This window comes from Micromonospora sp. AB353 (assembly GCF_049538395.1).
Classification (GTDB): domain Bacteria; phylum Actinomycetota; class Actinomycetes; order Mycobacteriales; family Micromonosporaceae; genus Micromonospora; species Micromonospora aurantiaca.
Genome location: NZ_JBMVFV010000010.1, coordinates 33,382 through 57,914, shown reverse-complemented (window position 1 = coordinate 57,914; position 24,533 = coordinate 33,382). Strand labels below are relative to the sequence as shown.

Here is a 24,533-nt window from a genome sequence, read left to right as displayed (position 1 = left end):
TCCACCTCCGGGTTCGGTCAACAACTGTTTGCCAACGCGTGTTGACTTCACTGTAGAGCCGATGTCAACACGTGTTGGCCTACAGTCGTAGACGTGACCGAACCCGCCACCCGCACCCGCCGCTCCGACGCCACCCGGGCGGCCATCCTGCGCGCCGCCCGGGAACGCTTCGCCGCCGACGGCTACGACCGGGCCACCATCCGGGCCATCGCCGCCGACGCCCGCATCGACCCGTCGATGGTGATGCGCTACTACGGCAGCAAGGAGGGGCTGTTCGCCGCGGCGGCCGAGTTCGACCTGCGCCTGCCCGACCTGACCGAGGTGCCGCCGGACCGGCTCGGCGAGACACTGACCCGGCACTTCGTACGCCGCTGGGAGGCGGACGGGACGCTCGTCGCCCTGCTCCGGGCCGCCGCCACCAACCCCGGCGCGGCCGAACGGATGCGCGGGATCTTCGCCGGCCAGCTCGCCGTCGCGGTGGCCCGAACCGGTGCCGACCCGGCGACCGCCGACCGCCGGGCCGGCCTGGTGGCCAGCCAGATCCTCGGGCTCGCGCTCACCCGCTACGTCGTCCGGCTGCCACCCGTGGCAGACCTCGACCCCGAGGAACTGGCCGACTGGGTCGGCCCGACGATTCAGCGCTACCTGACCCAACCTTTACCCCCGTCCCGCGCGTCTGGCCGGTGACGGAGGAGGAGCCGGATGGGGCGTGACGCGGACGACGGACGGGCGGACTACCTCGCCTTCGTCGAGTCGCACCAGCACCGGCTGCTGCGCGCCGCGTACCTGATCTGCGGAAACCGCCACCAGGCCGAGGACCTGCTCCAGGACGCGCTGCTCAAGCTGGCGCTGCGCTGGTCGTCGGTGCGCGACGGCGACCCGGCCGCCTACGTGCGCGCCATCCTCTACCGCGACGCCGTCTCCTGGTGGCGACGGCGGCGACGCGAGTGGCTCAGCGCGTACCCACCCGACCGGCCGGGCAGTGACACCGACGCCGCGCTGCGGCTCACCGTGCGCGCGGCGCTGGACCGGCTGCCGCCCCGCCAGCGGGCCGTGGTGGTGCTGCGCTACTTCGAGGACCTGACCGAGGTCGCCACCGCCGAGGCGCTCGGCGTCACCGTCGGCACCGTCAAGAGCCAGTGCCACGACGCGCTGCGCAAGCTGCGCGACGTCGTACCCGCCCCCGGCACGTCCGGAGACGGCCTGGTGACCGGGATGGAGGCGAACCCGTGAGCGAACCCGAGCTGACCCGGCTGCTGACCCGGGCCGCCGAGGAGATCCGGCCGACCCGGCCCGCCGGGGCCGGATGGGAGCGGGCCGGACGGGTCCGCCGCGCCCGCCGGGCCGCCGGCGCCGCAGCCGTCGCCGTGGTCCTGCTCGGCGGCGGTACGACAGCGCTCCTGCACCGCTCCGGCCCGCCACCGGCGGCACCGCCGAGCCCGACGGTGACGGCAGTGCCGAGCGCGCCTGTGGTGCAGCGGCCCCCGGACCGGCTCGGCGAGGCGGGCGACCCGCTGGGCCGGCTCGGCGACCGGGTGGCCTACCGCCTCTCCGACCGGCCGGTGAGCCGGGCGCTGGCGCTGTACCAGCCGGTCGACCCGGAGACCGGCGACGCCGGCCCGGTCCGGGTTCTGGGTGACGACGGTATGGTCCGCGAACTCGACGTGGTGACGCTCGCGCCCACCCGCGACGCCGAGGGCAACGAGGCCACTCCGCTCAAGCCGGGCAGCCTGTCGCCGGACGGCCGGACCGCCGCGTTCGCGCAGACCGGTGAGGTCGTCGTGGTCGGCCTGACCGACGGCGCGGTCCGCCGCTATCCGCTCACCGGCTACCTGGAACACGTGGTCTGGGCCGGGGACCGGCTGCTGGTCGGGGACAACGACACCACGTACGAGCTGGACCGGCGCACAGGGTCGGCGCGGAAGCTCCCGGTCGACCCGTGGACGCTCGTCGTGCCCGAACCGGCCCGGTCCGGTGACCTGTTCACTGTGGGCGGCTGGTCCGGGGACGGCGGCCTGGCCGTACGCCGGTTCCCCGCCTCCGGTGGCGCGCCGGAGCGACGGCCGGTGACCACCGGGGAGCTTCCCCCTGGTTACCAGCTGAACGAGGTCTACGGGCGGGGCTGGCAGCGCGGCGACCGGATCGGCCAGGCCGGGTGGACCACCACCGCGGGTGCCGCCGGCACGATGAGCGGCGCGGAGGGTGTGGCGGTGCTGGACGCCCGTACCGGGGCGGTGACCCGCCTGCTCGACCTCGGGCGCGAGGACCGGGCCAAGGGGTGCTGCGAGGTGTACGGCTGGACCGCCGACGGCGACCTGCTGTTCCGCTACGACGCCGGGCTGGCCCGGTGGCGGCCGGAGACCGGCACCGTCGACTGGGTGGCGAGCGACGTCCCCGGCCGGCTGTCGATAGCCGCCCGCTGACCAGCCTGGAACGCGGCCGGTCCCGTCGTGGTGACGGCGGGACCGGCCGGGACGCTCAGCGGGTCAGGCCGCCGGGCTGGTCGCCCTTCACGACGGGGGCCCGGACCAGGTTGCCCCACTCGGTCCACGAGCCGTCGTAGTTGCGCACCTGCGGGAACCCGAGCAGGTGGTGCAGCACGAACCAGGTGTGGCTGGACCGCTCACCGATCCGGCAGTACGCCACCACGTCGTCGGACGGACTCAACCCGAGCTGGTCGGCGTAGACGGCGCGCAGCTCGTCGGCGGACCTGAACGTGCCGTCGTCGTTCGCGGCGGACTTCCACGGCTTGCTCACCGCGCCCGGGATGTGCCCGCCGCGCAGCGCGCCCTCCTGCGGGTAGTCCGGCATGTGCAGCATCTCGCCGGTGTACTCGCCGGGCGACCGCACGTCCACCAGCGGCCGACCGGCCGCCACGTGCGCCATGACCTGCTCCCGGTACGCCCGGATCGGCGCGTCGTTGCGCTCCGGCACCGGATACGAGGCGCGGGGCCGGCTCACCTTGTCCCGGGTCAGCTCGCGTCCCTCGGCGATCCACTTCTGCCGGCCGCCGTCGAGCAGCCGCACGTCCTGGTGACCGAAGAGGGAGAAGACCCAGAGGGCGTACGCGGCCCACCAGTTGAAGTTGTCGCCGTAGAAGACGACTGTGTCGTCCCGCCCGATGCCCTTCGCGGCGCACAGCTCGGCGAAGCTCGCGGCGTCCAGGTAGTCGCGGGTGACCTGGTCGTTGAGTTCGGTGTGCCAGTCGACCTTGACGGCGCCGGGGATGTGGCCGGTGTCGTAGAGGAGCACGTCCTCGTCGGACTCGACCACCACGAGCCCTTCGTCGCCCAGGTGCTCGGCCAGCCACTCGGTGGTGACCAGGCGCTGCGGGTCGGCGTACGACTGGAGGCGGGGATGCGGATCGCTCGGCACAGGCATGATCCCCAAGGTACGCCGGATCCGCGGAGCACGGTGCCGGTCAGGCGCGGCGGTGCACCAGGCGGCCGGCGACCACAGTCGCCAGGCAGGAGCCGTCCGCGTCGAACACGGCGAGGTCGGCGCGCCCGCCGGTCACGAGCGCGGGCGGCCGGGCGGCGGGCAGCACCGTCACCTCGTTGCGGGCCGCGGCGGAGCGCAGCGCCGGGTCGGTGACGTGCTCGTCGAGCACGGCGGCCACGCCGAGCCGGAACAGCGCGTGCACCCGCTCGCGGGGCGTGGGCGCCGGCGGCAGCGGTCCGTCGTGCACGAGCGCCGGCCCGAGCGTGCCGGCCCACCGCCGCACCCGCACCCCGGGGTACGCGCCGGACAGCTCGGCCGTGGGCACGATCGCCTCGACCCGGTCACCGGCGACCACGACGGCGAGCCCGGCGCGGGGTGGGTCGTCTGGTGTCAACCGCAGCAGGTCGGCGGCGTGGACGGTACGCACGCTCAGTCGGCGTCGACCGGCCCGAGCACCGGCCGCTTGGCGGTGATGAAGTCGCCGGAGGACCGCCCGGTCAGCCGGCGCTTGATCCACGGTGCCAGGTGCCGGCCGGCCCAGCGCAGGTCGGCGGCGCGCGCGGCGAGCCACGGGCTGGGCGCCGGGTGCGGCGGGACCATCAGCCACTCCTCGTCGCAGCCGACGCCGAGCGCGGTGAGCACCTGGGCGGCGACCCGGCGGTGCCCGGCGGCCGACAGGTGCAGCCGGTCGGTGCTCCAGAGCAGCGGGTTGAGGTAGGTGTCGTCGGCGTACAGGTCGACCAGGATCGCGCCGTGCCGCCCGGCCACCTCGCCGACCGCCCGGTTGAGCAGCGCGACCCGGGGTGCCACCAGGCGCTGGCCGGGCAGCCGGGCCATCACGTCGGCGAACCGGAACAGCACCACGTCGCTGCCGCCGGACCGCAGCCGTTGCACGACCGAGTCGAAGCGGGGGACGAACGTGTCCGGGTCGAAGCTGCGGCGCAGCACGTCGTTGCCACCGGCCGCGAAGCTGATCAGGTCGGGCTTCATGGCCAGCGCGGACGGCACCTGCTCGGCCACCACGTTGGGGAACAGCCGGCCCCGGATCGCCAGGTTGGCGTAGCCGAAGTCCGGCCCGGCCTCGACGGCGAGACGGGTGGCGACCAGATCGGCCCAGCCCCGGTAGCTGCCGTCCGGATACGCGTCGTCCATGCCCTCGGTGAAGCTGTCGCCCACCGCCACGTAGCTGCGCCAGCGCACGGCGCCTCCCTCAGACGTCCCGGCAGAAGTGCGTCGCACAGTCTGTCACCGCGCGGACCGGTCCCGCTGGCCCTGAACCCCGGACGTGGCGGATGTCTCGACGTCCTGTTCACGACAGCCACCCGAGGGGACAAATCCGTCGGACACGACCGGCGGGGCAGAATCCGTCGCCCGGACCGGGGATGATGTCTGCCGTCATCCGGCCGGGTGAACCGTCCGGCCGGTCCCGCAGACGGCACGAGCGAGGAACCACATGACGCAGGGGCACCCACCGCCGGCAGGCTGGCCAACGCCCGGCAATGCCGACCCCCGGTACGGCGCGGCGCAGCCGCCCGCGCAGCCGGTGCCGTCGCCGCCGTCGCCCCCGGCGCCGAAGTCCCGCCGTGGCCTCTGGATCGGGCTCGCGGCGGGGGCGCTCGCGCTGGCGGTCTGCGCCGGCACGGCGGTCGGCGTCGGGCTGGGCCTGCGCGGCGACGACGAGGACGGCCCGGCACCGAAGGCGGCAGCCGGCGCGAACGGCGTCACCGTCACGAACGCCGAGCTGACCGCACTGCTCGACCGGCACAGCAAGGCGCTCGCGGCCAAGGACCTGGACGGCTACCTGGCCGCGTTCGACCCGGCCCGCAAGGAGCTGATCACCGGGCAGACCCAGCTGTTCCGCAACCTGGCGAAGCTGCCGCTGTCGGTGGCCCGCTACGAGACGGTCGAGCGGCAGGGCCGCGCCGGCGACGCCTTCGGGCAGGGCGTCACGTTCCAGCTCGACGTCTCCTTCGTGCACCAGTTGGACGGCTTCGACCGGGCCCCGGTCGCCGAGTGGTACCGCTGGACGATCGTCCGCGCCGGCCGGGACGCGCCGATCCGGGTCACCGCTGTGACCGGCGCGCCGGCCGCCGGCAGCGGCGGCTCGAAGACCGTCTACTACCCCGGGCCGTGGGACAAGTGGCGGGACATCCACGTCGAGCGGACCCCGTACGCCCTGATCATCACCGACGCGGCGCGGGCCGACCTGGCGAGGCGGTACGCCCCGGCCGTCGACAGGTCGGTGACGAGCAACCTGGCCGTGTGGCGGGCCAACGCGCCGCCCGGCCCGGTGTCGGACAAGTTCGTCGTCACGCTCGCCGTCGGCAAGGACGAGATGACCTCGCTCTACCGGATCGGCACCGAGAAGGCCACCGAGGCGGGCTTCTCGCTGGGCATGGTCGCGGCCGAGCGAACGGACGGCACGGCCACGATCGGCGGCACCCGCATCGTGGTGGACACCAGCGACAGTTACTTCACCCGCTCCGGCGGGGACAACGACGCCCGCATGGTGTTGCGGCACGAGATCGCGCACTCGATGATGACGCCCCGCACCGACCTGGCCGCCGTGGACGAGTTCAGCAAGCTCGACGAGTGGGTGGTCGAGGGCTTCGCCGAGTACGTCGCCTTCCACGGCCGCCCGCTCGGTGCCAGCGAACGCACCGCGCAGGCCCGGAAGCTGGTCCGCGACGGGTGGAACGGCACGCTGCCCGGCAACGGCGACTGGGACGATCCCGGCCGGCTGAGCTTCCACTACTGGCTCGGGCACACCGCGATGAACCACCTCGCCGAGAAGCACGGTGAGCCGAAGCTGTTCCGCTTCGTCGAGGCCGTCTACGCGGGCACCCCGACCGACCGCGCCGCCCGGGACGTGCTGGGCGTGTCGCTCGACGAGTTCCAGGCCGGCTGGGCCGACTACGTCCGCGCGCAGGCGCGCTGACGGGAACGGAGACGACCGATGACGTACCAGCATCAGCACCAGCAGCCGCCGCCCGCGTACCCACCGGCGGGCCGGCCGGGTCCAGTCGGTGCGCCGCCGGCGGCGCCGAAGCGGCGCGGACGCGTGGCGTTGCTGGTCGCCGGTGGCCTGGTGGCGGTGCTCGCGGTCGCGGCCGGCACCGCCTACGGCGTGTCCCGGCTGGTCGGCGGCGGTGACGACGGGAAGAAGCTGCGTACCGCGTGGGTGCTCGACTTCCCGGAACTCCAGCGCAACGGGCTGAAGACGTACGACGGGCAGGACATGTTCGGCGCCTGGCTGATCGGCGACGCGGTGGTGCGGGCCCAGCCGGACGGCGTCATCGCCTACCGGCTCGACGACGGTGCGCAGGCGTGGGGCGTGCCCGCGCCGCAGGCGACCTCGCTGTGCGCGGCCGCGCAGACGCTGGCCGAGGGGCGGGGCGTGGTGGCGCTCGGTTCCGCCGACTCGTGCGACACGCTCGTCGGGTTCGACGCTGCCGCCGGCACGCAGACGTGGCGGGCGACGTTCCCCGTCGAACGCCGGACGGGCCGGTCCGAGATCGTCGCCCCGGACCTGTCGGTGGCCGCCGGCCAGGTGGTCGTCCGCAGTGGCGAGAACGTGCTCGGCTACGCGCTGGCCGACGGCAAGCGGCTGTGGCAGACCGACGCCGACCGGCTGCTGCCCGGCCGCGACTGCCGCCTGACCGATGCGCAGGCCGCCGGGGACCAGGCCGTGGTGACCGCGCTCTGCGACGGCGACCGGGGCGCGCTGCTCGGCCTGGACCCGGCCACCGGCAAGGCGCGCTGGCAGCAGCAACTGCCTGCCGCGCAGCAGAGCGACGGGGTGCTGAGCGTCGACCCGCTGGTCGGCCGGCCCGGTCTGAACACCGAGACGTTCGTCGCGCGCGACGCCGCCGGCAAGGCGCGCGCCACGTTCGGCAACCCCGTGGACGGTACGCGGTTCAGCGACCTGCCGGTCAACCGTTCCAACACGGTCAGCGGGCCGGGGATCCGGCCGTACCTGGCCGACGCGGACACGCTCTACCTGCCGACCGAGGCCGCTCCGGTGGGCGGCAAGATGCGCCAGGCCAATCAGGTGGTGGCGATCGACCTGGCCACCGGGAAGCGGCGCTGGGTGTCGTCCGGTCACACCGACAGCGAGGTGGAACTCGTCCGCCTCGACGAGCAGGGCGTGCTGGCGTGGGAGGTGGGCGACCGGCGTGACCTCGCCCCGCGGCTGGTCCGGATCGACCCGGCCACCGGCGAGGTCACAGTGGTGGCCGAGGCACCGCTGTCGGCCGGCACCGAGGGCAGCGACGCGAAGGTGCTGGAACGCGACGGCACTGTGGTGCTGGTGCCGTGGAAGCAGGTCACGGCGGACGCGGCGATCACCGTGCTGCGCTGACAGTACAGCGGCGTCAGCAGTCGAATACCGACCAGCAGATGTCGTTGCGCAGTCGCTGGTCGTCCAGGACCAGCTCGCGGATCTCGGCCGGGAGCTGGTCGCGCTGCCACCGGCACTCGTCCCGCCCGGCCGCCTCGGCGAGACCGGCGGGCGCCGCCGCGCGCACCGCCTTGATCGCGTACGCGGCGGCACCGAGTTCGTGGGCGGCGACGTGGGCCACGACGGCGGCCTGACCGGCGGCGTACGCGGCGTTGCGTGCCGCGCCGCGCAGATCCCGGGCCGCGCCCATGGCGTGCCCGCCGGCCGCACGCGCCTCCATCATCCTGACCTCGCCCCGCACCCAGGCGCGGGCGTGCTCGATCGCGTCGCGTGGGCGGCTGTCGTCCGGCCGGACCGCCTCGAACAGGCCGAGGACGTGCTCCGCGCAGGTGGCGGCCCAGAGCGCCAGGAGGTGGTGGTGCTCGTCGGTGAGCGTGCCGCCCCGGCGGATCGTGGTGAACCGGGGATCGCGGACCTTCGGCAGGATCACGATGCGGCCTCCGGCCCGGAGGTGCCCTGGCGCAGGTCGCGGTCCAGTGTGCTCATCAGCCGGGCGACCCGGCTGCCACCGCCGGTCAGCGGCGGATAGCGGCGCAGCACGTCGACCAGTACGGGAGTGGCGAGTCGCCGGTACCCGTCCAGCACCGCCGTGCCCACGGCTTCGTCTCCGCCGGCCTCCAGTTCGGCGACGCGCGCGGCGTTGGCGGCGGCCCGCAGGATGTGGCCGACCTGGGTGGCCTTCGCGATCGGGTGCAGGTACGCGGCCGCCGCGGCGTCACCGGCGGCCCGGGCGGCCAGGCGGGCGGCCTCGGTGGGCGCGGACCGGGCGGCCCGGTGCGCGTCGAGGGACGTGACCCGCTGGAGTCTCGTCCGGGCGGCGCCGCGCGCGAACGTCCACGCCGCGTCGACAGCCGCGCGGGGACGCGGGTCATCGGGGACCGCCCGCTCGTAGACCGGGAGGACGTCCTCCGCGTGGCGGACCGCGTACCGCGCCACCTCGCGCAACTCGTCCATCGTCAGGTCGAAGTCCCCGGGCGCAGTCATGTCGCGGGCATCGTATCGGTGATGCCGCGCCGGTACGGGCCCCAGCCGACGAACCGCTCGAACAGCTCGCGCGGGGTCGGCCCGTCCTGCGGGTTGAGGCGGAACAGGTCGTGGGTGGCCTCGTGGTAGAGCCCGGACAGGTAGACGGCCAGGTCGACGGGGTGGTCCGCGTACTCGACCTTGAGCAGTAGGCGCGCCTGCGCACAGGGCCACGGCGCGCCGCAGGCGCGGCACAGCCAGAGCGGCCGGATCGGCAGGTGGGCCGGGTGGTCCGGCGGGTAGGGGCGGGGCCGATCGGGGTACGGCCCGAGCCGCGGTACGGGAAGGTTCATGCGTGACAGTCTGCTGATCGCGCCACTACGCTCGGAAGTCCTCGCTGCCGGTCCGGGGAGAGGCCGGGAGACCGGCCGCAATCTGAGGAGGGCATGTGGAGAACGAGCCGACCGCCGAGCTGATCCGCGCGCAACTGCGGCGGCTGCGGGTGCGGGCCGAACTGAGCCAGGAGGAGTTCGGGAGGCTCGTGCACTTCTCCGGCTCCCAGGTGTCGGCGGTCGAGCTGGGCCACCGGCCGCTCGACAGGTTCTTCCTCGCCCGGGCCGACGAGGTGCTCGGCACCGGCGGACTGTTGATGTCGCTGCTCAAGCTCGCCGAGCGCGACGGCCAGCCGAGCTGGTTCCGCCCCTGGCTCGACGCCGAACGCCAGGCGCAGCAGTTGCGCACCTACCAACCGACCCTGGTTCCCGGACTGCTCCAGACCGAGAACTACGCCCGCGCAATGATCCGCACGGATGACCTGATCACCGATGACGAGGTGGAACGACGCCTCGGAGTGCGGCTGGACCGGCAGTCGATCCTCTCCGACCCGGGCCGCCCGAAGTACATTGCCGTCATCGAGGAGTCCGTTCTACGCCGCGCCGACGAGGGCTACCGCGGACTCATGGCCGAGCAGATCGCGCACCTCGTCGAGTGCGCCGAGCGCCCGCACGTCGACATCCACATCGTGCCGACCTCGGTCACCGTGCACGTCGGCCTGGTCGGACCGTTCGCGCTGGCCCGGGGCACAGACGGCGGCTGGGTCGGTCACCTGGAGAACCAACTCGGCGGCGTCGTGGTCGACAAGGACGAGGACGTGGCTATCCTGCTGTCCAGATGGGAGAGTGTCCGCAGCGAGGCACTACCGCGCCGGCAGTCGGTCGAGCTGATGAAGGACGTGATGACCTCGTGGAGCTGACTGGAGCGATTTGGCGGAAGTCCACACGCAGCGGCACCCAGGGCGACTGTGTCGAGGTGGCGGACAACCTGGCCGCTGTGGTCGGGGTGCGGGACAGCAAGGACCCGGCCGGGCCGGTGCTCACCTTCACACCCGACGCCTGGCGGGCCTTCGTCCGGGTCAGCGGGAGCCGCGCGTCGCGCTGATCAGCACCGTGTGCTTGCGTACCCGGAAGGCGCCCTCAGCGTCGAGGCGGGCCTCGATCGCGGCGCGGGCCGCCGCCTCCTGTGCGGCGGTGAGCGGCCCGATCATGCTGGCGACGTACGCAAGGATCGGCTCGGCGGCGGGCACCACCAGCTCGTCCGGGTAACGCTCGACCGTCACGTCGTCGAAGTGGGCGGCGATCCGTGCGGGTGTCGCCTCGGCGGTGACGTCGTTCTTGTCGTGGAACCGGACGGCCAGGTCGGGACACCCGATCGCCGGGCCGAGCGCGTTCAGCTCGGCCATGTGGTCGCGGCCGTTCACGGCGACGGCGAGTCGGCCGCCGGGGCGCAGCACCCGGGCGAACTCGCGCAGCGCGGCGTCCGGGTCGTCCAGGTGGTAGAGCATGCTGTTGGCGATCAGCGCGTCAACGGCACCGGCACGGAACGGCAGGTGCGTGGCGTCACAGCGCAGCACCCCGGCGTCGGGCACCTCGTGTAGCCGCGCGCACATGGCGGGCGAGAAGTCGGTGACTGTGAGCCGGCCGCGATGACTCACCCGCTGCCACAGCTCGCCCGTGCCGGCCCCGACCTCCAGCACGTCCCCGGCCAGTGGCAGCCGCTCGCCCAGCCAGGCGAACCAGCTCTGCGGATTGGTGCCGTACGCGTGCAGCGCCATGCGAGCGGTCAGGTTGCCGGTCGTCGTCGCGTACTGGCTGGTCGCCCGCGCCGACGCGGTGGCGTCGCCCGTCATGAGAGGTAGAAGCAGAACGGGTGACCGTCCGGGTCGAGGAGCACCCGGACGTCGTCCTGCGGCTGGAAGTCGGGCAACGTCGCGCCCACGGACACCGCGTACGCCACGGCTGCCTCCAGGTCGTCGACCTTGATGTCCAGGTGGACAGACATCTGCTGGTCGCCGGGACCGGCCGGCCACACCGGCCGCACGTAGGCCGGCTCGTCCTGGAACGCCAGCCAGTGGCCGCCCACCGGCGGGGCGAGGAGGACCCAATCGGCCTCCTTCTCGCGCCGGGTCCAGCCGAGCAGCCGCTCGTAGAACGCGGCCAGGTCCTCTGCGGACGGCGCGTCCAGCACCGTTGTCGTCAGCTTCATCAGCGGTCGCTCAGCCATGCCGCATTCCTACCCGGCACCCGCGACACTTACCGGCCCGTCCGCGCGGACACCGAAAGGGGTCGCCCGGCCCTCCGCTCGCGCCATAGGCTGCGCCAATGCTGCTGCGCATGTCGACCCTGCTGCTCCGGACCCTGCGCGAGGACCCGGCGGACGCGGAGGTGCCGAGCCACCGGCTGCTGCTGCGCGCCGGATACGTCCGCCGGGCCGCGCCGGGCGGCTACACGTGGCTGCCGCTGGGCAAGCTCGTGCTGGACCGGATCACCGCGATCGTGCGGGACGAGATGACCGCGATCGGTGACCAGGAGGTGCACTTCCCGGCGCTGCTCCCGGCCGAGCCGTACCGCACCAGCGGGCGGTGGACCGAGTACGGGGACGACATCTTCACGCTCGCCGACCGCAAGGGCGCCGACCACCTGCTCGCGCCGACCCACGAGGAGTTGGCCGCGCTGCTGGTGAAGGACCTGTTCACCTCGTACCGGGACTTCCCGGTGACGCTGTTCCAGATCCAGACCAAGTTCCGCGACGAGGCCCGCCCCCGGGCCGGTCTGCTGCGCGGGCGCGAGTTCCTGATGAAGGACGCCTACTCGTTCGACCTGGACGAGGCCGGGCTCCAGGCGGCGTACGACAGGCACCGGGCCGCCTACGAACGCGTCTTCACCCGGCTCGGCCTGGACTTCACCACCGTCCACGCGATGTCCGGCGCGATGGGTGGGTCCGCGTCGGAGGAGTTCCTGGCCGCCACGCCGGTCGGCGAGGACACGTTCGTCGGCTGCACCGCCTGCGACTACGCGGCGAACACCGAGGCGGTGGTCACACGCGCCCCGGCCGCCGGTGACCCGGACGCGCATCCGCCCGCCGAGGTGCACGACACCCCCGAGACGCCGACCATCGCCGCCCTGGTCGAGCTGGCCGAGGCCCGCAAGCTGGGCGGGCGCACCGGCTGGACCGCCGCCGACACGTTGAAGAACGTCGTCCTCACCGTCCGCCGGCCCGGCGCCGAACAGGGCGAACCGCTGGTGATCGGCCTGCCCGGCGACCGCGAGGTGGACCTCAAGCGGGTCGAGGCGGTGCTCGCCCCGGCCACGGTGGCGGTCTTCGAGGACTGGGACGCCCACCCCGAGCTGGTCCGCGGCTACATCGGGCCGCAGATCCTCGCCAAGCACGGCATCCGCTACCTGGTCGACCCCCGCGTGGTGCCCGGCACCACATGGCTGACCGGCGCGAACGAGCCGGGCCGGCACGCCACCGACGTGGTGTGCGGGCGCGACTTCGTACCGGACGGCACGATCGAGGCCGCCGAGGTGCGGCCCGGGGATCCCTGCCCGGCCTGCGCCGACGGCGAGCTGACCATCCGGCGGGGCATCGAGGTCGGGCACATCTTCCAGCTCGGACGCCGGTACACCGACGCGTTCGCGGTCGACGTGCTCGGCCCCGAGGGCAAGCCGGTCCGGCCCACGATGGGCTGCTACGGCATCGGCGTGTCCCGGGCGGTCGCCGCAGTGGCCGAGCAGCACCACGACGACAGAGGGCTGGTCTGGCCGGCGGCTGTCGCGCCGTGCGACGTACACCTGATCGCCGCCGGGAAGGGACCGCAGCTCGACGCGGCGCTCGACCTCGGCGGGCGCCTCGCCGCCGCCGGTCTGCGGGTGCTTGTCGACGACCGCACGCACGTGTCCGCCGGGGTGAAGTTCACCGACGCCGAGCTGATCGGCATCCCGCGCGCCGTCGTGGTCGGCCGCCGCCTGGCCGACGGGTACGTGGAACTGCGCGACCGGGCCACCGGCGAGCGCACCGAACTGCCGGTGGAGGCCATCGTGGAGCGCCTGCGCGACGAGGTGGGCGCGACGCGCCGCGACGGGGTGTAGCGATCGCGCCACCGGGTACCGCAGACGGATCGACCGAAGCGTTCGGAGGCTCTCATGTTCCGCGTCAGTGACGTCATGACCAGACAGGTGGTCTACCTCCCGGCGGAGACCCCGTTGGACGAGGCGGCCCGGGTGATGAAGGAGTCGGACATCGGCGACGTGGTGGTGACCGACGGCGCCACGCTCGCCGGCATGCTGACCGACCGCGACATCGTGGTCCGTGCGGTGGCCGAACGCGCCGACCCCGGCACCACCACGATCGGCTCGATCATCACCCGCGAGGTGGTGATGATCGAGCAGAACTGCACGGCGAACGAGGCGGCGTCGCTGATGCGCGAACGCAACATCCGCCGGGTGCTCGTGTGCGACAACGAGCGCAAGCTCGTCGGCATCGTCTCCCTCGGTGACCTCGCCATGCAGCTCGACCCCCAGTCGGCACTAAGCGACATCAGCGAGGCCGCACCGAACGTGTGAGGGGCGGGCCCCGCTGGGGTGACGCGGGGCCCCGCCCGGCACCGCCGGGTGGCGACGCTCGGCGGCGGATAGCCTCGACCCATGCCCGAGATGCCGACCAAGCTGGCCGAGATCGTCGACGAGTTCGCCGCCGCGCCCCGCGACGTCGTCCTGGAGATGCTGCTGGAGTTCGCCGACGTGATCCCGCCTCTGCCCGAGGGCGTGAACCGGGAGGAGCTGGAGCAGGTCCCCGAGTGCCAGACCGCGTTCTTCCTACGCGCCGAGGTGAACGCGGACAAGACCGTGAGCACCGTCTTCGACTGCCCGCCGGAGGCGCCCACCACCAGGGCGTTCGCCGGCATCCTCGCCGAAGGGCTGGCCGGGGCGAGCGCCGAGGAGGTGCTGGCCGTACCGGACGACCTCTACCAGCGGATGGGCCTGGCGCAGGCGATCAGCCCGCTGCGCGTACGCGGCGGCACCGCCATCCTGGCCCGGCTCAAGCGTCAGGTCCGGGAACAGATCTCCTGACCTGCGGGTTGTCGCTGGTCATGGACATCGAGATCTACGCCGACGTGGTCTGCCCCTGGTGCTGGATCGGCAAGCGCCGGCTGGAACAGGCTCTGGAGTCGTACGACGGCGAGGTGAACGTCCGGTTCCGGCCGTTCCAGCTGGACCCGACGCCGGTCACCGAGCCGAAGCCGCTGCTGGAGGCGCTCGGCGACAAGTTCGGCGGGCGGGACAAGGCCGAGGGCATGGCCGCGCACGTCACCGGCGTCGCCGCGGGTGCGGGCCTCGAGCTGCGGTTCGACCGGGCGGTGGCCGCGAACACGTTCGACGCGCACCGCCTGGTGCGCTTCGCCACCGAGCACGGGCGTTCCGCCGAGATGGTCGAGCGGCTCTACCGGGCGCACTTCCACGACGGCGTCGACGTCGGCTCGATCGACGCGCTCGTCACGCTGGCCGGCGAGGCCGGGCTGGACGAGACCGAGGCGCGGCAGTACCTCGAGTCGAACCTGGGCCGCCGGGAGGTCGCCGCCGACCTGAGCACCGCGCACCAGCTCGGCGTCTCCAGCGTGCCGACGTTCGTGCTTGCCGGGAAGTACGCGGTCACCGGCGCCCAGGAGCCGGAGACGCTGCTCGCCGCGCTGCGCGAGGTGGCGCAGCGCGAAGCGGCAGCCTGATGTTTCACGTGGAACAAGATCGATGCGGATGAGGACCTAGGCCGGCCGGGCCAGGTCCTCCACCACCCTCGCCCCGGGCAGCGCGCCGAGCGCCGGCCCGGGCAGGGCGATCTTGCTGTGCCGTACGCCCGACCCGATGATGACGTGCGGCGTGGCGATCACCCGCGAGTCGACGAGGATCGGCCAGTCCGCCGGCAGGCCGATCGGCGTGATGCCGCCGTACTCCATGCCGCTGGACTCGACCGCCTCGGCCATCGGCGCGAAGCTCGCCTTGCGCACGTCGAGCAGCTTGCGGACCACACCGTTCACGTCGGCGCGGGTGGTGGCGAGCACGACACAGGCCGCGTACCGGATCTCGCCGCCGCGCTTACCGGCGACCACCACGCAGTTGGCCGACTCCTCCAGCCCCACCCCGTATGCCTCGCAGAACGCGGCGGTGTCAGCCAGGTCGGCGTCGATCGGGGCGACCAGCACGTCGTCCACGTCCACCGGGGCCTCGGCCGGCCACTCCCGCAGGGCCGCGGCGACCGGCGGGGCCAGCAGGTCGAGCCGGGTCCGGGCCGGCTCCGTCTTCAGCGTCCCCATCATGCCGCGATCCTCGCACCCGCCCGGCGGATCGACCGGCCGGACCCCGCCCCCGCCCTTCAGTTGGGATTGGTGAGGAACGCGTTCTCCTGCGCGAAGTCCCGGCTCTCGGTCGTGGTGAGCTGCCGGCGGCGGAGCACCTCGGGACGGTTCGCCTCGGCGTCCTCGATGCCGTGCCGGACGCCGACCCGGATCACGCCGTAGAGGAAGACGAAACCGAAGACGTACAGGACCACTGTGGCGACGAAGACCAGCATGCGGTCACCGTAGGCCCGAGCGGACCCGACCGTTTCTCATCTTCCGCCGGTTCCCCCGTACGTGTCAGCGAGGTGGTCGGCCCAGGTCCGGACGCCGGTCGGTGTGGCGGTCGTGGTGAGCCCACCCGCCCGCAGCTCCCGCCCGAGCCGGCCCGGGATCCGGACCGGCAGCAGCGGACGGCGTACCCGCCGGGCCGCCAGCCAGGCGCGGGCCGCGTCGTCGAAGCGCAGCACCTCCGGTCCACCGAAGTCCTCCACCCGGTTCGACGGCCCGGCCAGCAGCAGGACCGCGAGCCGGTCCGCCACCTCACCGCTGTCGACCGGCTGGGCGAGCACCGCCCGGTCCCCGATCACCGGGCCGAGGCGGCTCGCGCCGCGCAGCAGCCCTTCCAGGAACTCCGGGAACTGGGTCGCCCGCAGTACGCTCCACGGCACCGGCCCGGCGGCCACCACCTGCTCGGCCGCGAGCTTGTGCCGGTAGTAGCCCAGCGGCACCCGGTCGACGCCGACGATCGAGACGAAGACCAGGTGACGTACCCCGGCGTGACCTGCGGCCACCGCGAGCCGGCGGGTGCCGAGCACGTCGATGTCGTGGGTGCGCCGCTGCGGCGACGAGGCCAGATGCAGCACCGCGTCCACCCCGGCGACCGCCTCCGCCAGCCCGGCGCCGGTGGCCAGGTCGGCGGTCACCCACTCGACCCCGTCCCCGGTACGCGGCCCGCGGCTCATCGCACGCAGCGTGAAGCCCTCGTCCCGCAGCCGGGGCACCGCCACCCGTCCGAGCCGCCCGGTCGCCCCGGTCACCAGCACCCGCATCGTCACTCCTCCCAGCCACGCCCTGCCCATTCGTTCCGCATCCAGGACGGCAGCGCGGCCGGGATCGTGACCGTTCGCCGGGTCGTCGTGACCGATGTCGCGTTGCCGGGCTGCCCCATCACAGTGTGTGAGCCCCGCGCAGTCGACTACGGCTGTTGAGCGATATACCTGAGAGTCATGTTTATGACCAGGAGTCATATCGCAGTCGAGCGATGCCTCCGGCACGAGCGTCACTGCGCGTGAACGGCCACCAGGCCGGGCGACGTCTCAGCCTGCCGGGCGAGGCACCACGCGGCCGGCCAGCGCCAGGCCGAGCAGGCCGCAGGCGGCGGCCACGGCCAGCGTGGTCGCGAAGCCGGCCGGGCCGGGGGACGCGCCGGCGGCCAGGACCGCGCCGGTGAGCGCCAGCACGGTGGCGGCGGCGAGCGAGTCGCCCAGTTGCAGCGCGGAGCTGTTACGGCCCTGCTCGGCCGGGGCGGACTGCTCCAGGGTGAGCACCGACAGCGACGGATAGAGCAGGCCCATGCCGAGCCCAGCCACGGCCCAGGAGAACACCGCCGGCAGCACCGGCAGGCCGGGCACCAGCGCCGACGCGACGCCCGCCGTACCGATGGTGATGCAGGCCAGCCCGGCCCGGGGCAGGCTCGCGGCCGAGCGGGGTGAGCCGATCCGCCCCTGGATCCATGAGCCCACCGACCAGGACAGCGCCCCGACGGTCAGCACCAGGCCCGCGCCGGTGGGCGAGAAGCCGCGCTCCCGGGACAGCATCAGCGGGATCACCACCTCGGCGGCCACGAACGCCGCCGACGCCAGCGCGCGCAGGCCGATCACCGTCGGCAGTCCCCGCGCCGCGCGCAGGAACCCGGCCGGCAGGAGGTGTGGCACGCAGACGACCAGCCCGGCCAGCGCCCCGGCGATCAGGGCGGCGGCGAGCACGCCGCGCTGCTGCCCCCCGTAGTGCAGCAGTGCGGCGCTCGCCCCCGCCCCGCAGGCCCAGCCGATCCGGGCCAGGGCACCCGCCGGCGGGCGGGTCGCCACGGTGGCGGTCAGCGCCCGCAGACCCGGCCGGACCAGCAGCGCCGCCGGGATCGCCACCGCCGGCACCGCGAGGAACACCCACCGCCAGCCCAGATGTTCCACGATCAGTCCGGCCAGCGCCGGGCCGACCAGCGACGGCACCACCCAGGCCGCGGCGAACGCGGCGAAGATCCGGCGCCGCAACTGCTCCGGGTACGCCTGACCGACGACCACGTAGAGCGCCACCGAGACCAGTCCGGAGCCGAAGCCCTGCACCACCCGCCCGACGACCAGCACCTCCATCGTCGTCGCGGCACCGGCCACCACCAGCCCGGCGACGAACCAGACGACCCCGTGCCACAGGGCCGGGCGCGGCCCACGCGCGTCGCACCAGATGCCGGAGGCGACCATCGCCACCACGCCGGAGGCGAACGAGCCGCCGAACGCCAGCGCGTACAGGCCGAGCCCGTCGAGGCTGCGCGCCACGGTCGGCATGGCGGTGCCCACCGCCAGCGCCTCGAACGCGAGCAGGGACACCAGGGCGACAATGCCCACCGTCATCGCCCGCAGGCGCGGAGACCAGAGGTCGACGGGTGGGTCAGCCGGTACGGCAGTGGTGCTGGTCATGGCGTTCAGCCTCGGACCTCACCCCCGGTTGAGGTCAACTGTGGCGCACGTCTCGCCGGCCGGGAACAGCGGGGTGACGCCCGGAAACTTCTGCCGTCGGGGTGGCATAACGGACTCCGCGCCGGGAAGTCGGGCCGCCGGGACGAGACCGGGAGGCGAGATGGCGCTGGGACGGTTCGCCGGCCTCCTGCTGTCTCCGACTGTCGTACCGGAGGCCGCCGCGCGTGTCGTGCGTACCGTCGGTTCGGCCCTGCCCACTGACGCCGTGCCAGCCCGGGTCAGCGAGGTGGCGGGCAGCGTCGGTACGGCGGCGGCCCGGCTGGCCCGACTCACCGGGCTGACCAGCCGCCGCGTGTGGTCGCAGGACGGCCGCCACCACATCGAGGTGCACGGCGTCTGCCAGGACGGCGGCGACCGGCTGGCCCGCCAGGTCGAGGCGGCGCTGGAGTCGATGCCGGGCGTGACCTGGGCGCGGGTGAACGCGCCGTCGGGCCGGGTGGTGGTGGCGACCGGGGATCCGGCGCCGAAGCTGCGCGACCTGATCGCCACTGTGGCGCGCGTGGAGCAGACCTGCCCGTACGAGCCGGACCCGGAGATCGAGCCGCCGCAGCCGCCCGAGGACGGACCGCGTACGGCCCGGACGTTCGGCGCGCTGCTGTCCGATGTGCTCGGGTTGAGCATCTCCGCTGCTACCCGGGTCCTGCCGCTCACCCCCATCCCGGCCGAGGTGGCCGGGCTGCTCGGCGCCGTCGACCTGCACCCGAAGCTGCACGCGCTGGCCGGCCTGGGCATCCGCGCCGACCCGCGCGCGGAGGTGCTGTTCCCGCTGGCCGAGGCCGTGGTGCAGGGTCTCACCGGCGGCTGGGCCGGCATCGTGCTCGACGGCGCGCAGCGCGTGGTGCAGTGGGGCGAGGGCGCCGCGCAACTGGCCGCGTGGCGGCGGGCCGAACCACACCTGACCGGTGACCCGGAGCGGGCTGTGGCCCGGGTGCCCGACGGCGAACGGCCCTGCCCGGTGCCCGACGGGCAGCCCGAGCGGTACGCCAAGCGGGTGCTCCCGGCCGGCGCGGTCGCCGGGGCGGCGGCCCTGCCGGTGCTGGGGCCGAAGCGCGCCGCCGCGCTGGCGCTGTCCTCGCTGCCGAAGGCGCCCGGCTCCGGTCGCGAGGGGTACGGCGCACAACTCGGCCGGATGCTCGCCCGGCGCGGCGTGATCGCGATGGACCGCAGTGTGCTGCGGGAGCTGGACCGGATCGACACGGTGGTGCTCGACGCGGCGGTGCTCGGCTCGGACCGGGGCGTCCTGGCCGACCTCGCGCCGCTGGCCGCCGCCGACACCGGGCAGGTCGCCGCCCGGGCGTTCGCGTTGTTCGACCCGGCCGAGCCGGATGCGGTACGCGCCGCCGACGGCTGGCGGATCGGCCCGCTGGACCGCCTCGGCGCCGACGATCCCGGTGACACCCCGGACAGCGCCCGGCTGCGCGCCGACGGTGGACGGCTGCTCGGGCTCGCCGAGAACGGCCGGCTCGCCGCCGTCCTGCGGGTCGAGCCGGAGCCCGCGCCGGGTGTGGACGCGCTGGCGTCGGCCGCCCGGCAGGCGGGCCTGCGGCTCGTGGTCGGCGGCGCGGACGACGGCCGGTACGACTTCGCCGACCTGCTCGTACCCGGTGGTGCCCGGCTCGCCGACGCGGTGCACGACCTGCAACGCGAGGGCGCGGTGGTGATGGTGGTCTCCGGTGAGCGGTCGGCACTGGCCGCCTCGGACTGCGGCCTCGGCGTGTACGGCCCGGACGATCTGCCGCCGTGGGGCGCGCACCTGCTGGTCGGTGACGACCTGCGGGTACCCGCACTGCTCGTCGACGCCGCCGGGGTGGCCCGCCGGATGACCGAGCAGAACGTCCGGATCTCGATGGCCGGCAGCGGGCTCGGCGCGCTCGCCGCGTTCACCGCCGACCGGCGGCGGCTGCCCCGCCCGACCCTGGCGGCGGTGAACGGCGCGGCGGCGCTCGCGTTCGCGCACGGCGTGTTCCGGGCGCACCGGCTGCCGGACCGGACCGGCGCACCGACGCCCGCGCTCACCGCCTGGCACCTGATGCCGGCGCAGACCGTCCTGGACCAGCTCGCCACCGGCCCGTCCGGGCTGGCCGAGGAGGAGGCGGCCCGCCGCCGGCGCGTCGAGGTCGGCGACGAGCACGGCCCGGCCGGGCTGCTCCGCGCGTTCGTGGAGGAGCTGTCCAACCCGCTCACCCCGGTGCTGGCCGCCGGTGCGGTGCTCTCCGCCGCGTTCGGCTCGCTCGTCGACGCGGCACTGGTCGGCGGTGTGGTGGGCGGGTCCGCGCTGGTCGGCGCCGTGCACCAGCGCAACACCGAACGCTCCCTGGCCGAGCTGCTGTCCCGCTCGGCGGTCACCGCCCGGGTGCTGCGCGACGGCACCGAGCGGGTGGTGCCCGCCGAGGAGCTGGTACGCGGCGACGTGATCACGGTCAGCTCCGGGGACGCCGTACCGGCCGACTGCCGCGTGCTGACGAGCGAGGGGTTGGAGGCCGACGAGTCGTCGTTGACCGGCGAGTCGCTGCCGGTGGCGAAGAGTCCGGAACCGGTGGTCGCGGCGGCCGTCGCCGAACGGCACTCGATGCTGTTCGAGGGCACCACAGTGGCCGCCGGGCACGGAACCGCCGTCGTGGTGGCGACCGGTGCGGAGACCGAGGCCGGGCGGAGCCTCGCGATGGCCCGGCAGGCCCCGCCGGTCAGTGGCGTGGAGGCGCGGCTCGGCAGGCTGACGAGCAGCGCCGTACCCCTGGCGGCCGCCTCGGCGATCGCTGTCGCCGGGGCGGGGCTGCTTCGGGGCGTACCCCTTGCCGAGACGGCGGCGACCGCCGCGAACCTGGCCGTGGCGTCGGTGCCGGAGGGGTTGCCGTTCCTGGTCAGTGCCGCGCAGCTGGCGGCGGCGCGGCGGCTGGCCGAGCACGGCGCCCTGGTCCGCAACCCCCGGACCATCGAGGCGCTGGGCCGGGTCGACGTGCTCTGCTTCGACAAGACCGGCACGCTCACCGAGGGGAAGTTGCTGCTGGCGGGGGTGGGTACCGGTGACGGCCGGTACGCCGTGCTGGACGAACTGGACGAGCCGCTCCGGTCGACGCTGGCCGCTGCCGTGCGGGCCACCCCGGCCGCCGCCGACCCGGACGAGTTGCCGCAGCAGACCGACCGGGCGGTACGCCACGGCGCGGACGCCGCCGGGGTGACCGAGCGGACCGGCGCGGCGGAGTGGACCGCCACCGCCGGGCTGCCGTTCGAGCCGTCCCGGGGCTACAGCGCCACCGTCGGCCGTGGCACCGGCGGGCTGCTGCTGAGCGTGAAGGGTGCCCCCGAGTCGGTGCTGCCACGCTGCGCGTCCCGGCGCACCGCCGAGGGTGACCGTCCGTTGGACGCGGGCGGACGCGAGGAGGTGCAGGCCATGCTGGCCGGTCGGGCCGGTGCCGGGCACCGCATCCTCGCTGTGGCCGAGTGCCGGGTCTCCACCGAGCAGGTCAGCGACGAGCAGGTGGACGGGCTGGTCTTCGTGGGTTTCCTGACGCTCGCCGACGGGGTGCGGGACAGCGCCCGGCCGGCGGTGGCCCGGATCCGGGCCGCGGGCGTGCACACCGTCATGATCACCGGTGACCATCCGGCCACGGCCGAGGCGATCGCCGCGACCATCAGCCCGGACGACGGCGGGCAGCGCGTGGTCACCGCCACCGACCTGGACCGGCTGGACGACGCCGCGCTCGCCGAGCGTCTGATGGCCACCGACGTGGTGGCGCGCTGCACGCCCGCCCACAAGGTGCGGATCATCCAGGCGTTGCAGCGCCAGGACCGCACCGTTGCGATGACCGGAGACGGCGCGAACGACGCGCCGGCGATCCGGCTGGCAGACGTCGGCATCGCGCTCGGTCAGCGGGGCACTCCCGCCGCCCGCGCCGCCGCCGACCTGGTGGTCACCGACGACCGGCTGGAGACGATCATCGCCACGCTGGTCGAGGGACGCGCCATGTGGTCGTCCGTCCGGCACGCGCTCAGCATCCTGGTCGGCGGCAACCTCGGTGAGATCGCGTTCAGCGTGCTCAGCGCCGCCGCGACCGGCCGGTCCGCCCTGGGCGGCCGGCAACTCCTGCTGGTCAACCTGCTCACCGACCTGGCACCGGCGCTCGCCATCGCGGTCCGCCCGCCCGCCGACGACAGCGCCGACCACCTGCTGCGGGAAGGGCCGGACTCCTCGCTCGGCGTCACCATGACCCGGGAGATCGGGCTGCGCGCGGCGGCGACCACGCTGGGCGCGACCGCCGGCTGGACGATCGCCAGGTGGACCGGCACCCAGCGACGCGCCAGCACCGTCGCGCTCGCCTCGCTGATCGGCACCCAGCTCGGGCAGACCGTGCTGGCCGGCGGCACCAGCCTCAGCGTGCTCGCCGCCACCGCCGCGTCGGTGGGCGTGCTCGTGGCGGTGGTGCAGACGCCTGGTGTCAGCCACTTCTTCGGCTGCACCCCGCTCGGCCCGGTGGGCTGGACCATCGCCACCGGCTCGGCGCTCGGCGCGACGTTCGCCAACGGCGCGCTGACCAAGCTGGTCGACCGCCTGCCGCAGCCCGGTTCCTAGTGCCAGGTGGCGGCGGCCCGGCGCAGCCTGTCGTTTATCGCGCGGCCCACGCCGGTCTCCGGCACCGGTTCGGCGACGATCTCGGTCACCCCTGCTGCGTCGAGCCGGTGCAGCGCGTCGAACAGGCGTGCCGCCGCCGCCGTCACGTCGCCGTCCGGCGACAGCACCTCCACCGCGGCCCAGTCGCCGTCCGCCGGTGGCTCCCGGAAGGCGAGGAATCCCCGCCGGCCGCCGCCGGGCTCGGCCGCCGTGCCCAACCGCAAGGGGGTACGCGGGGCGTAGTGCGCGGCGAGCGTCCCGGGCGCGACCGGCTGACCGGAGCTGCCCTGGCGCACCTCGACCGGGCCGACCGCCTCGATGATCGCCTCCACCGGCAGCGCGCCCAGCCGCAGCACCACCGGCCGCTCACCGCGCGCGTCCACGATCGTCGACTCGATGCCGCACCGGGTGGGCCCGCCGTCGAGCACCACGTCCACCGCGCCACCCAGCCCGGCCACCACGTGTTCGGCCCTGGTGGGGCTGAGCTGGCCGAAGCGGTTGGCGCTCGGCGCCGCCACCGGTACGCCCGCCGCCGCGATCAGCGCCCGCGCCGACGGCTCGTCCGGTACGCGTACCGCCATCGTGTCCAGGCCGGAGGTGACGATCGGCGGGATGATCTCCGGCCGGTCCACGATCAGGGTGAGCGGGCCGGGCCAGAAGCGCTTCGCCAGCTCGGCCACCACCGCGGGCACCTCGCCCACCAGCGCGGCCAGGTCGGCGGCGTCGGCCAGGTGGCTGATCAGCGGGTCGAAGCTGGGCCGGGCCTTCGCCTCGAAGATCCGCGCGGCGGCCCGGGCGTCGAGCGCGTTGGCGCCGAGCCCGTAGACCGTCTCGGTGGGGAAGGCGACCAGCCCGCCGGCGCGCAGGACGGCGGCTGCCTCGTCGATGCCGCGCTCGGCCGGCAGGACGCGCGGGGATCCGGTGCTCACGCTTCCGACGCTAGCCTGCCGGGTTGGTCGCCCCGGCAAGACCCTGCCGTCGGGTGGTGGGGCCGTCAGTCGCGCCTGTCGGTGGCGGGGTCCGTGTCGGGAAGCGTGGGCGCGTCGGTGGGGTAGAGGCCGGCGGCGAAGCCGTACACCTGGTCGCCGGCGCGGGGGATCTGCGCGAACCGCCGGGCCAGCGCCTGCACCTCCGCCCAGAACTCGCGGACGTCCTCGATCGGGATGCGCGCGTGCACGAGCGTGCACCGCAGTTCGTCGGCGGCGTGTGCGGCCGCCGCTTCGGCTGCCGCCTCGGCGAGCCCGTTGATCCGGGACACCACCTGCTTGTCCTCCGCCCGGCTGAGCGCGCCGACGTAGTAGGTGCGGGCCACCCGCCCGTAGAACCGCTCCTCGATGGCCCGTACGCGGCGGGTCCGCACCACGCGCAGCAGACCGGCGTCCACCAGTTGGTTCACGTGGTACGCCACGCTGCTCTTCGGCCGGTCGACGGCGCGGGCCATCTCGTTCACCGTGGCGGCGCGCTCCAGGAGCAGTTCGAGCAGCGTGCTCCGCAGCGGGTCGGCGAGCGCGCGCAACTGCTCCGGAGCGGTGACCACGAGCAGGTCGTCGAGGTCGTAGTCCGGGATTCGCTCATTGACCGACATTTCTCGACCGTTCTAAGATTCTGGTTCGTTCGACAACTCTGGTCTGACAACTC

Annotated in this window: 26 protein-coding genes; 12 read left to right on the top strand and 14 right to left on the bottom strand. The window is 74.3% G+C overall.

Features of this window, described 5'->3' with window-relative positions; genetic code table 11:
* The first annotated feature begins 93 nt into the window (after positions 1-93).
* From ACPCK6_RS07550 to ACPCK6_RS07540, 3 genes are read left to right on the top strand one after another with little or no spacing between them, the layout of a single operon-like run.
* A complete protein-coding gene (locus tag ACPCK6_RS07550; protein ID WP_423480719.1) occupies positions 94-687 on the top strand; it encodes a TetR/AcrR family transcriptional regulator in 594 nt (197 codons plus the stop codon).
* Positions 688-702: 15 nt separating this feature from the next.
* A complete protein-coding gene (locus ACPCK6_RS07545; RefSeq protein WP_318331731.1) occupies positions 703-1,233 on the top strand; it encodes a SigE family RNA polymerase sigma factor in 531 nt (176 codons plus the stop codon).
* Positions 1,230-2,423: a hypothetical protein gene (locus ACPCK6_RS07540; protein ID WP_318331730.1), complete on the top strand. Its 1,194-nt coding sequence runs from the start codon at positions 1,230-1,232 to the stop codon at positions 2,421-2,423. Before ACPCK6_RS07545 ends, ACPCK6_RS07540 begins: the two co-directional genes overlap by 4 nt.
* 55 nt (positions 2,424-2,478) lie before the next feature.
* Here the strand turns inward: ACPCK6_RS07540 and ACPCK6_RS07535 are convergent, their stop codons facing one another.
* From ACPCK6_RS07535 to ACPCK6_RS07525, 3 genes are read right to left on the bottom strand one after another with little or no spacing between them, the layout of a single operon-like run.
* Positions 2,479-3,381: a sulfurtransferase gene (locus tag ACPCK6_RS07535; protein ID WP_396881768.1), complete on the bottom strand. Its 903-nt coding sequence runs from the start codon at positions 3,379-3,381 to the stop codon at positions 2,479-2,481.
* A gap of 40 nt (positions 3,382-3,421) precedes the next feature.
* Positions 3,422-3,868, bottom strand: coding sequence for a hypothetical protein (locus ACPCK6_RS07530; protein ID WP_318331728.1), 447 nt, complete (start codon positions 3,866-3,868; stop codon positions 3,422-3,424).
* Positions 3,869-3,870: 2 nt separating this feature from the next.
* Positions 3,871-4,641: an SGNH/GDSL hydrolase family protein gene (locus tag ACPCK6_RS07525; RefSeq protein ID WP_423480718.1), complete on the bottom strand. Its 771-nt coding sequence runs from the start codon at positions 4,639-4,641 to the stop codon at positions 3,871-3,873.
* A gap of 253 nt (positions 4,642-4,894) precedes the next feature.
* Here ACPCK6_RS07525 and ACPCK6_RS07520 point away from each other — a divergent pair, with 253 nt between their 5' ends.
* Both ACPCK6_RS07520 and ACPCK6_RS07515 read left to right on the top strand, forming a co-directional pair.
* Positions 4,895-6,379 carry a hypothetical protein gene (locus tag ACPCK6_RS07520; RefSeq protein WP_423480717.1) on the top strand — a complete coding sequence of 495 codons (1,485 nt, stop codon included), beginning with the start codon at positions 4,895-4,897 and terminating at the stop codon, positions 6,377-6,379.
* An 18-nt stretch (positions 6,380-6,397) separates the two neighbouring features.
* Positions 6,398-7,801, top strand: a complete 1,404-nt coding sequence (locus tag ACPCK6_RS07515; RefSeq protein ID WP_423480716.1) for a PQQ-like beta-propeller repeat protein — start codon at positions 6,398-6,400, stop codon at positions 7,799-7,801.
* A 13-nt stretch (positions 7,802-7,814) separates the two neighbouring features.
* Here the strand turns inward: ACPCK6_RS07515 and ACPCK6_RS07510 are convergent, their stop codons facing one another.
* Genes ACPCK6_RS07510 through ACPCK6_RS07500 form a run of 3 tightly spaced genes read right to left on the bottom strand, consistent with a single transcriptional unit; the run spans position 7,815 to position 9,216 of the window.
* Positions 7,815-8,330, bottom strand: coding sequence for a putative immunity protein (locus tag ACPCK6_RS07510; RefSeq protein ID WP_423480715.1), 516 nt, complete (start codon positions 8,328-8,330; stop codon positions 7,815-7,817).
* Positions 8,327-8,884 (bottom strand): putative immunity protein, encoded by a 558-nt coding sequence (locus tag ACPCK6_RS07505; RefSeq protein WP_423480714.1) that lies wholly within the window; start codon positions 8,882-8,884, stop codon positions 8,327-8,329. The genes ACPCK6_RS07510 and ACPCK6_RS07505 overlap by 4 nt, the downstream gene beginning before the upstream one ends.
* Positions 8,881-9,216 carry a hypothetical protein gene (locus ACPCK6_RS07500; RefSeq protein WP_082931107.1) on the bottom strand — a complete coding sequence of 112 codons (336 nt, stop codon included), beginning with the start codon at positions 9,214-9,216 and terminating at the stop codon, positions 8,881-8,883. The genes ACPCK6_RS07505 and ACPCK6_RS07500 overlap by 4 nt, the downstream gene beginning before the upstream one ends.
* Positions 9,217-9,311: 95 nt before the next feature.
* On the opposite strand from ACPCK6_RS07500, the gene ACPCK6_RS07495 reads away from it, so the two are divergent.
* Both ACPCK6_RS07495 and ACPCK6_RS07490 read left to right on the top strand, forming a co-directional pair.
* Complete coding sequence (locus ACPCK6_RS07495; protein ID WP_187693881.1) at positions 9,312-10,115, top strand: helix-turn-helix domain-containing protein; 804 nt, start codon at positions 9,312-9,314, stop codon at positions 10,113-10,115.
* Positions 10,106-10,300, top strand: coding sequence for a DUF397 domain-containing protein (locus ACPCK6_RS07490; protein ID WP_423480713.1), 195 nt, complete (start codon positions 10,106-10,108; stop codon positions 10,298-10,300). The genes ACPCK6_RS07495 and ACPCK6_RS07490 overlap by 10 nt, the downstream gene beginning before the upstream one ends.
* Here the strand turns inward: ACPCK6_RS07490 and ACPCK6_RS07485 are convergent.
* Positions 10,275-11,048 carry a class I SAM-dependent methyltransferase gene (locus ACPCK6_RS07485; RefSeq protein WP_396881777.1) on the bottom strand — a complete coding sequence of 258 codons (774 nt, stop codon included), beginning with the start codon at positions 11,046-11,048 and terminating at the stop codon, positions 10,275-10,277. The genes ACPCK6_RS07490 and ACPCK6_RS07485 overlap by 26 nt on opposite strands.
* A complete protein-coding gene (locus ACPCK6_RS07480; protein ID WP_423480712.1) occupies positions 11,045-11,422 on the bottom strand; it encodes a VOC family protein in 378 nt (125 codons plus the stop codon). The genes ACPCK6_RS07485 and ACPCK6_RS07480 overlap by 4 nt, the downstream gene beginning before the upstream one ends.
* A 98-nt stretch (positions 11,423-11,520) precedes the next feature.
* On the opposite strand from ACPCK6_RS07480, the gene ACPCK6_RS07475 reads away from it, so the two are divergent.
* From ACPCK6_RS07475 to ACPCK6_RS07460, 4 genes are all read left to right on the top strand, one after another.
* Positions 11,521-13,290, top strand: coding sequence for a proline--tRNA ligase (locus ACPCK6_RS07475; RefSeq protein ID WP_423480711.1), 1,770 nt, complete (start codon positions 11,521-11,523; stop codon positions 13,288-13,290).
* A gap of 54 nt (positions 13,291-13,344) precedes the next feature.
* Positions 13,345-13,764 carry a CBS domain-containing protein gene (locus tag ACPCK6_RS07470; protein WP_423480710.1) on the top strand — a complete coding sequence of 140 codons (420 nt, stop codon included), beginning with the start codon at positions 13,345-13,347 and terminating at the stop codon, positions 13,762-13,764.
* Between the two features lie 81 nt (positions 13,765-13,845).
* Positions 13,846-14,271, top strand: coding sequence for a SufE family protein (locus ACPCK6_RS07465; protein ID WP_013283255.1), 426 nt, complete (start codon positions 13,846-13,848; stop codon positions 14,269-14,271).
* Between the two features lie 20 nt (positions 14,272-14,291).
* Complete coding sequence (locus tag ACPCK6_RS07460) at positions 14,292-14,924, top strand: DsbA family oxidoreductase (RefSeq protein ID WP_355509532.1); 633 nt, start codon at positions 14,292-14,294, stop codon at positions 14,922-14,924.
* Between the two features lie 36 nt (positions 14,925-14,960).
* Here ACPCK6_RS07460 and ACPCK6_RS07455 read toward each other — a convergent pair whose 3' ends face one another.
* From ACPCK6_RS07455 to ACPCK6_RS07440, 4 genes are all read right to left on the bottom strand, one after another.
* On the bottom strand, positions 14,961-15,509 hold the full coding sequence (locus ACPCK6_RS07455; RefSeq protein WP_396881939.1) for a YbaK/EbsC family protein: 549 nt from the start codon (positions 15,507-15,509) through the stop codon (positions 14,961-14,963).
* Between the two features lie 59 nt (positions 15,510-15,568).
* Complete coding sequence (locus ACPCK6_RS07450; protein ID WP_013283252.1) at positions 15,569-15,766, bottom strand: hypothetical protein; 198 nt, start codon at positions 15,764-15,766, stop codon at positions 15,569-15,571.
* Between the two features lie 36 nt (positions 15,767-15,802).
* Positions 15,803-16,582: an SDR family oxidoreductase gene (locus ACPCK6_RS07445; protein WP_396881779.1), complete on the bottom strand. Its 780-nt coding sequence runs from the start codon at positions 16,580-16,582 to the stop codon at positions 15,803-15,805.
* 267 nt (positions 16,583-16,849) lie between these two features.
* Positions 16,850-18,226: an MFS transporter gene (locus ACPCK6_RS07440; RefSeq protein WP_423480709.1), complete on the bottom strand. Its 1,377-nt coding sequence runs from the start codon at positions 18,224-18,226 to the stop codon at positions 16,850-16,852.
* Between the two features lie 160 nt (positions 18,227-18,386).
* Here ACPCK6_RS07440 and ACPCK6_RS07435 point away from each other — a divergent pair, with 160 nt between their 5' ends.
* Positions 18,387-22,856, top strand: a complete 4,470-nt coding sequence (locus ACPCK6_RS07435) for a cation-translocating P-type ATPase (RefSeq protein ID WP_423480708.1) — start codon at positions 18,387-18,389, stop codon at positions 22,854-22,856.
* Here the strand turns inward: ACPCK6_RS07435 and ACPCK6_RS07430 are convergent.
* Both ACPCK6_RS07430 and ACPCK6_RS07425 read right to left on the bottom strand, forming a co-directional pair.
* The gene (locus ACPCK6_RS07430; protein WP_423480735.1) at positions 22,853-23,800 is read right to left on the bottom strand and encodes an L-threonylcarbamoyladenylate synthase; all 948 of its coding nucleotides are present in this window, start codon (positions 23,798-23,800) and stop codon (positions 22,853-22,855) included. The two genes, ACPCK6_RS07435 and ACPCK6_RS07430, sit on opposite strands and share 4 nt — an antisense overlap.
* A gap of 89 nt (positions 23,801-23,889) precedes the next feature.
* On the bottom strand, positions 23,890-24,480 hold the full coding sequence (locus ACPCK6_RS07425) for a winged helix-turn-helix domain-containing protein (RefSeq protein ID WP_262012893.1): 591 nt from the start codon (positions 24,478-24,480) through the stop codon (positions 23,890-23,892).
* Positions 24,481-24,533 lie beyond the last annotated feature (53 nt).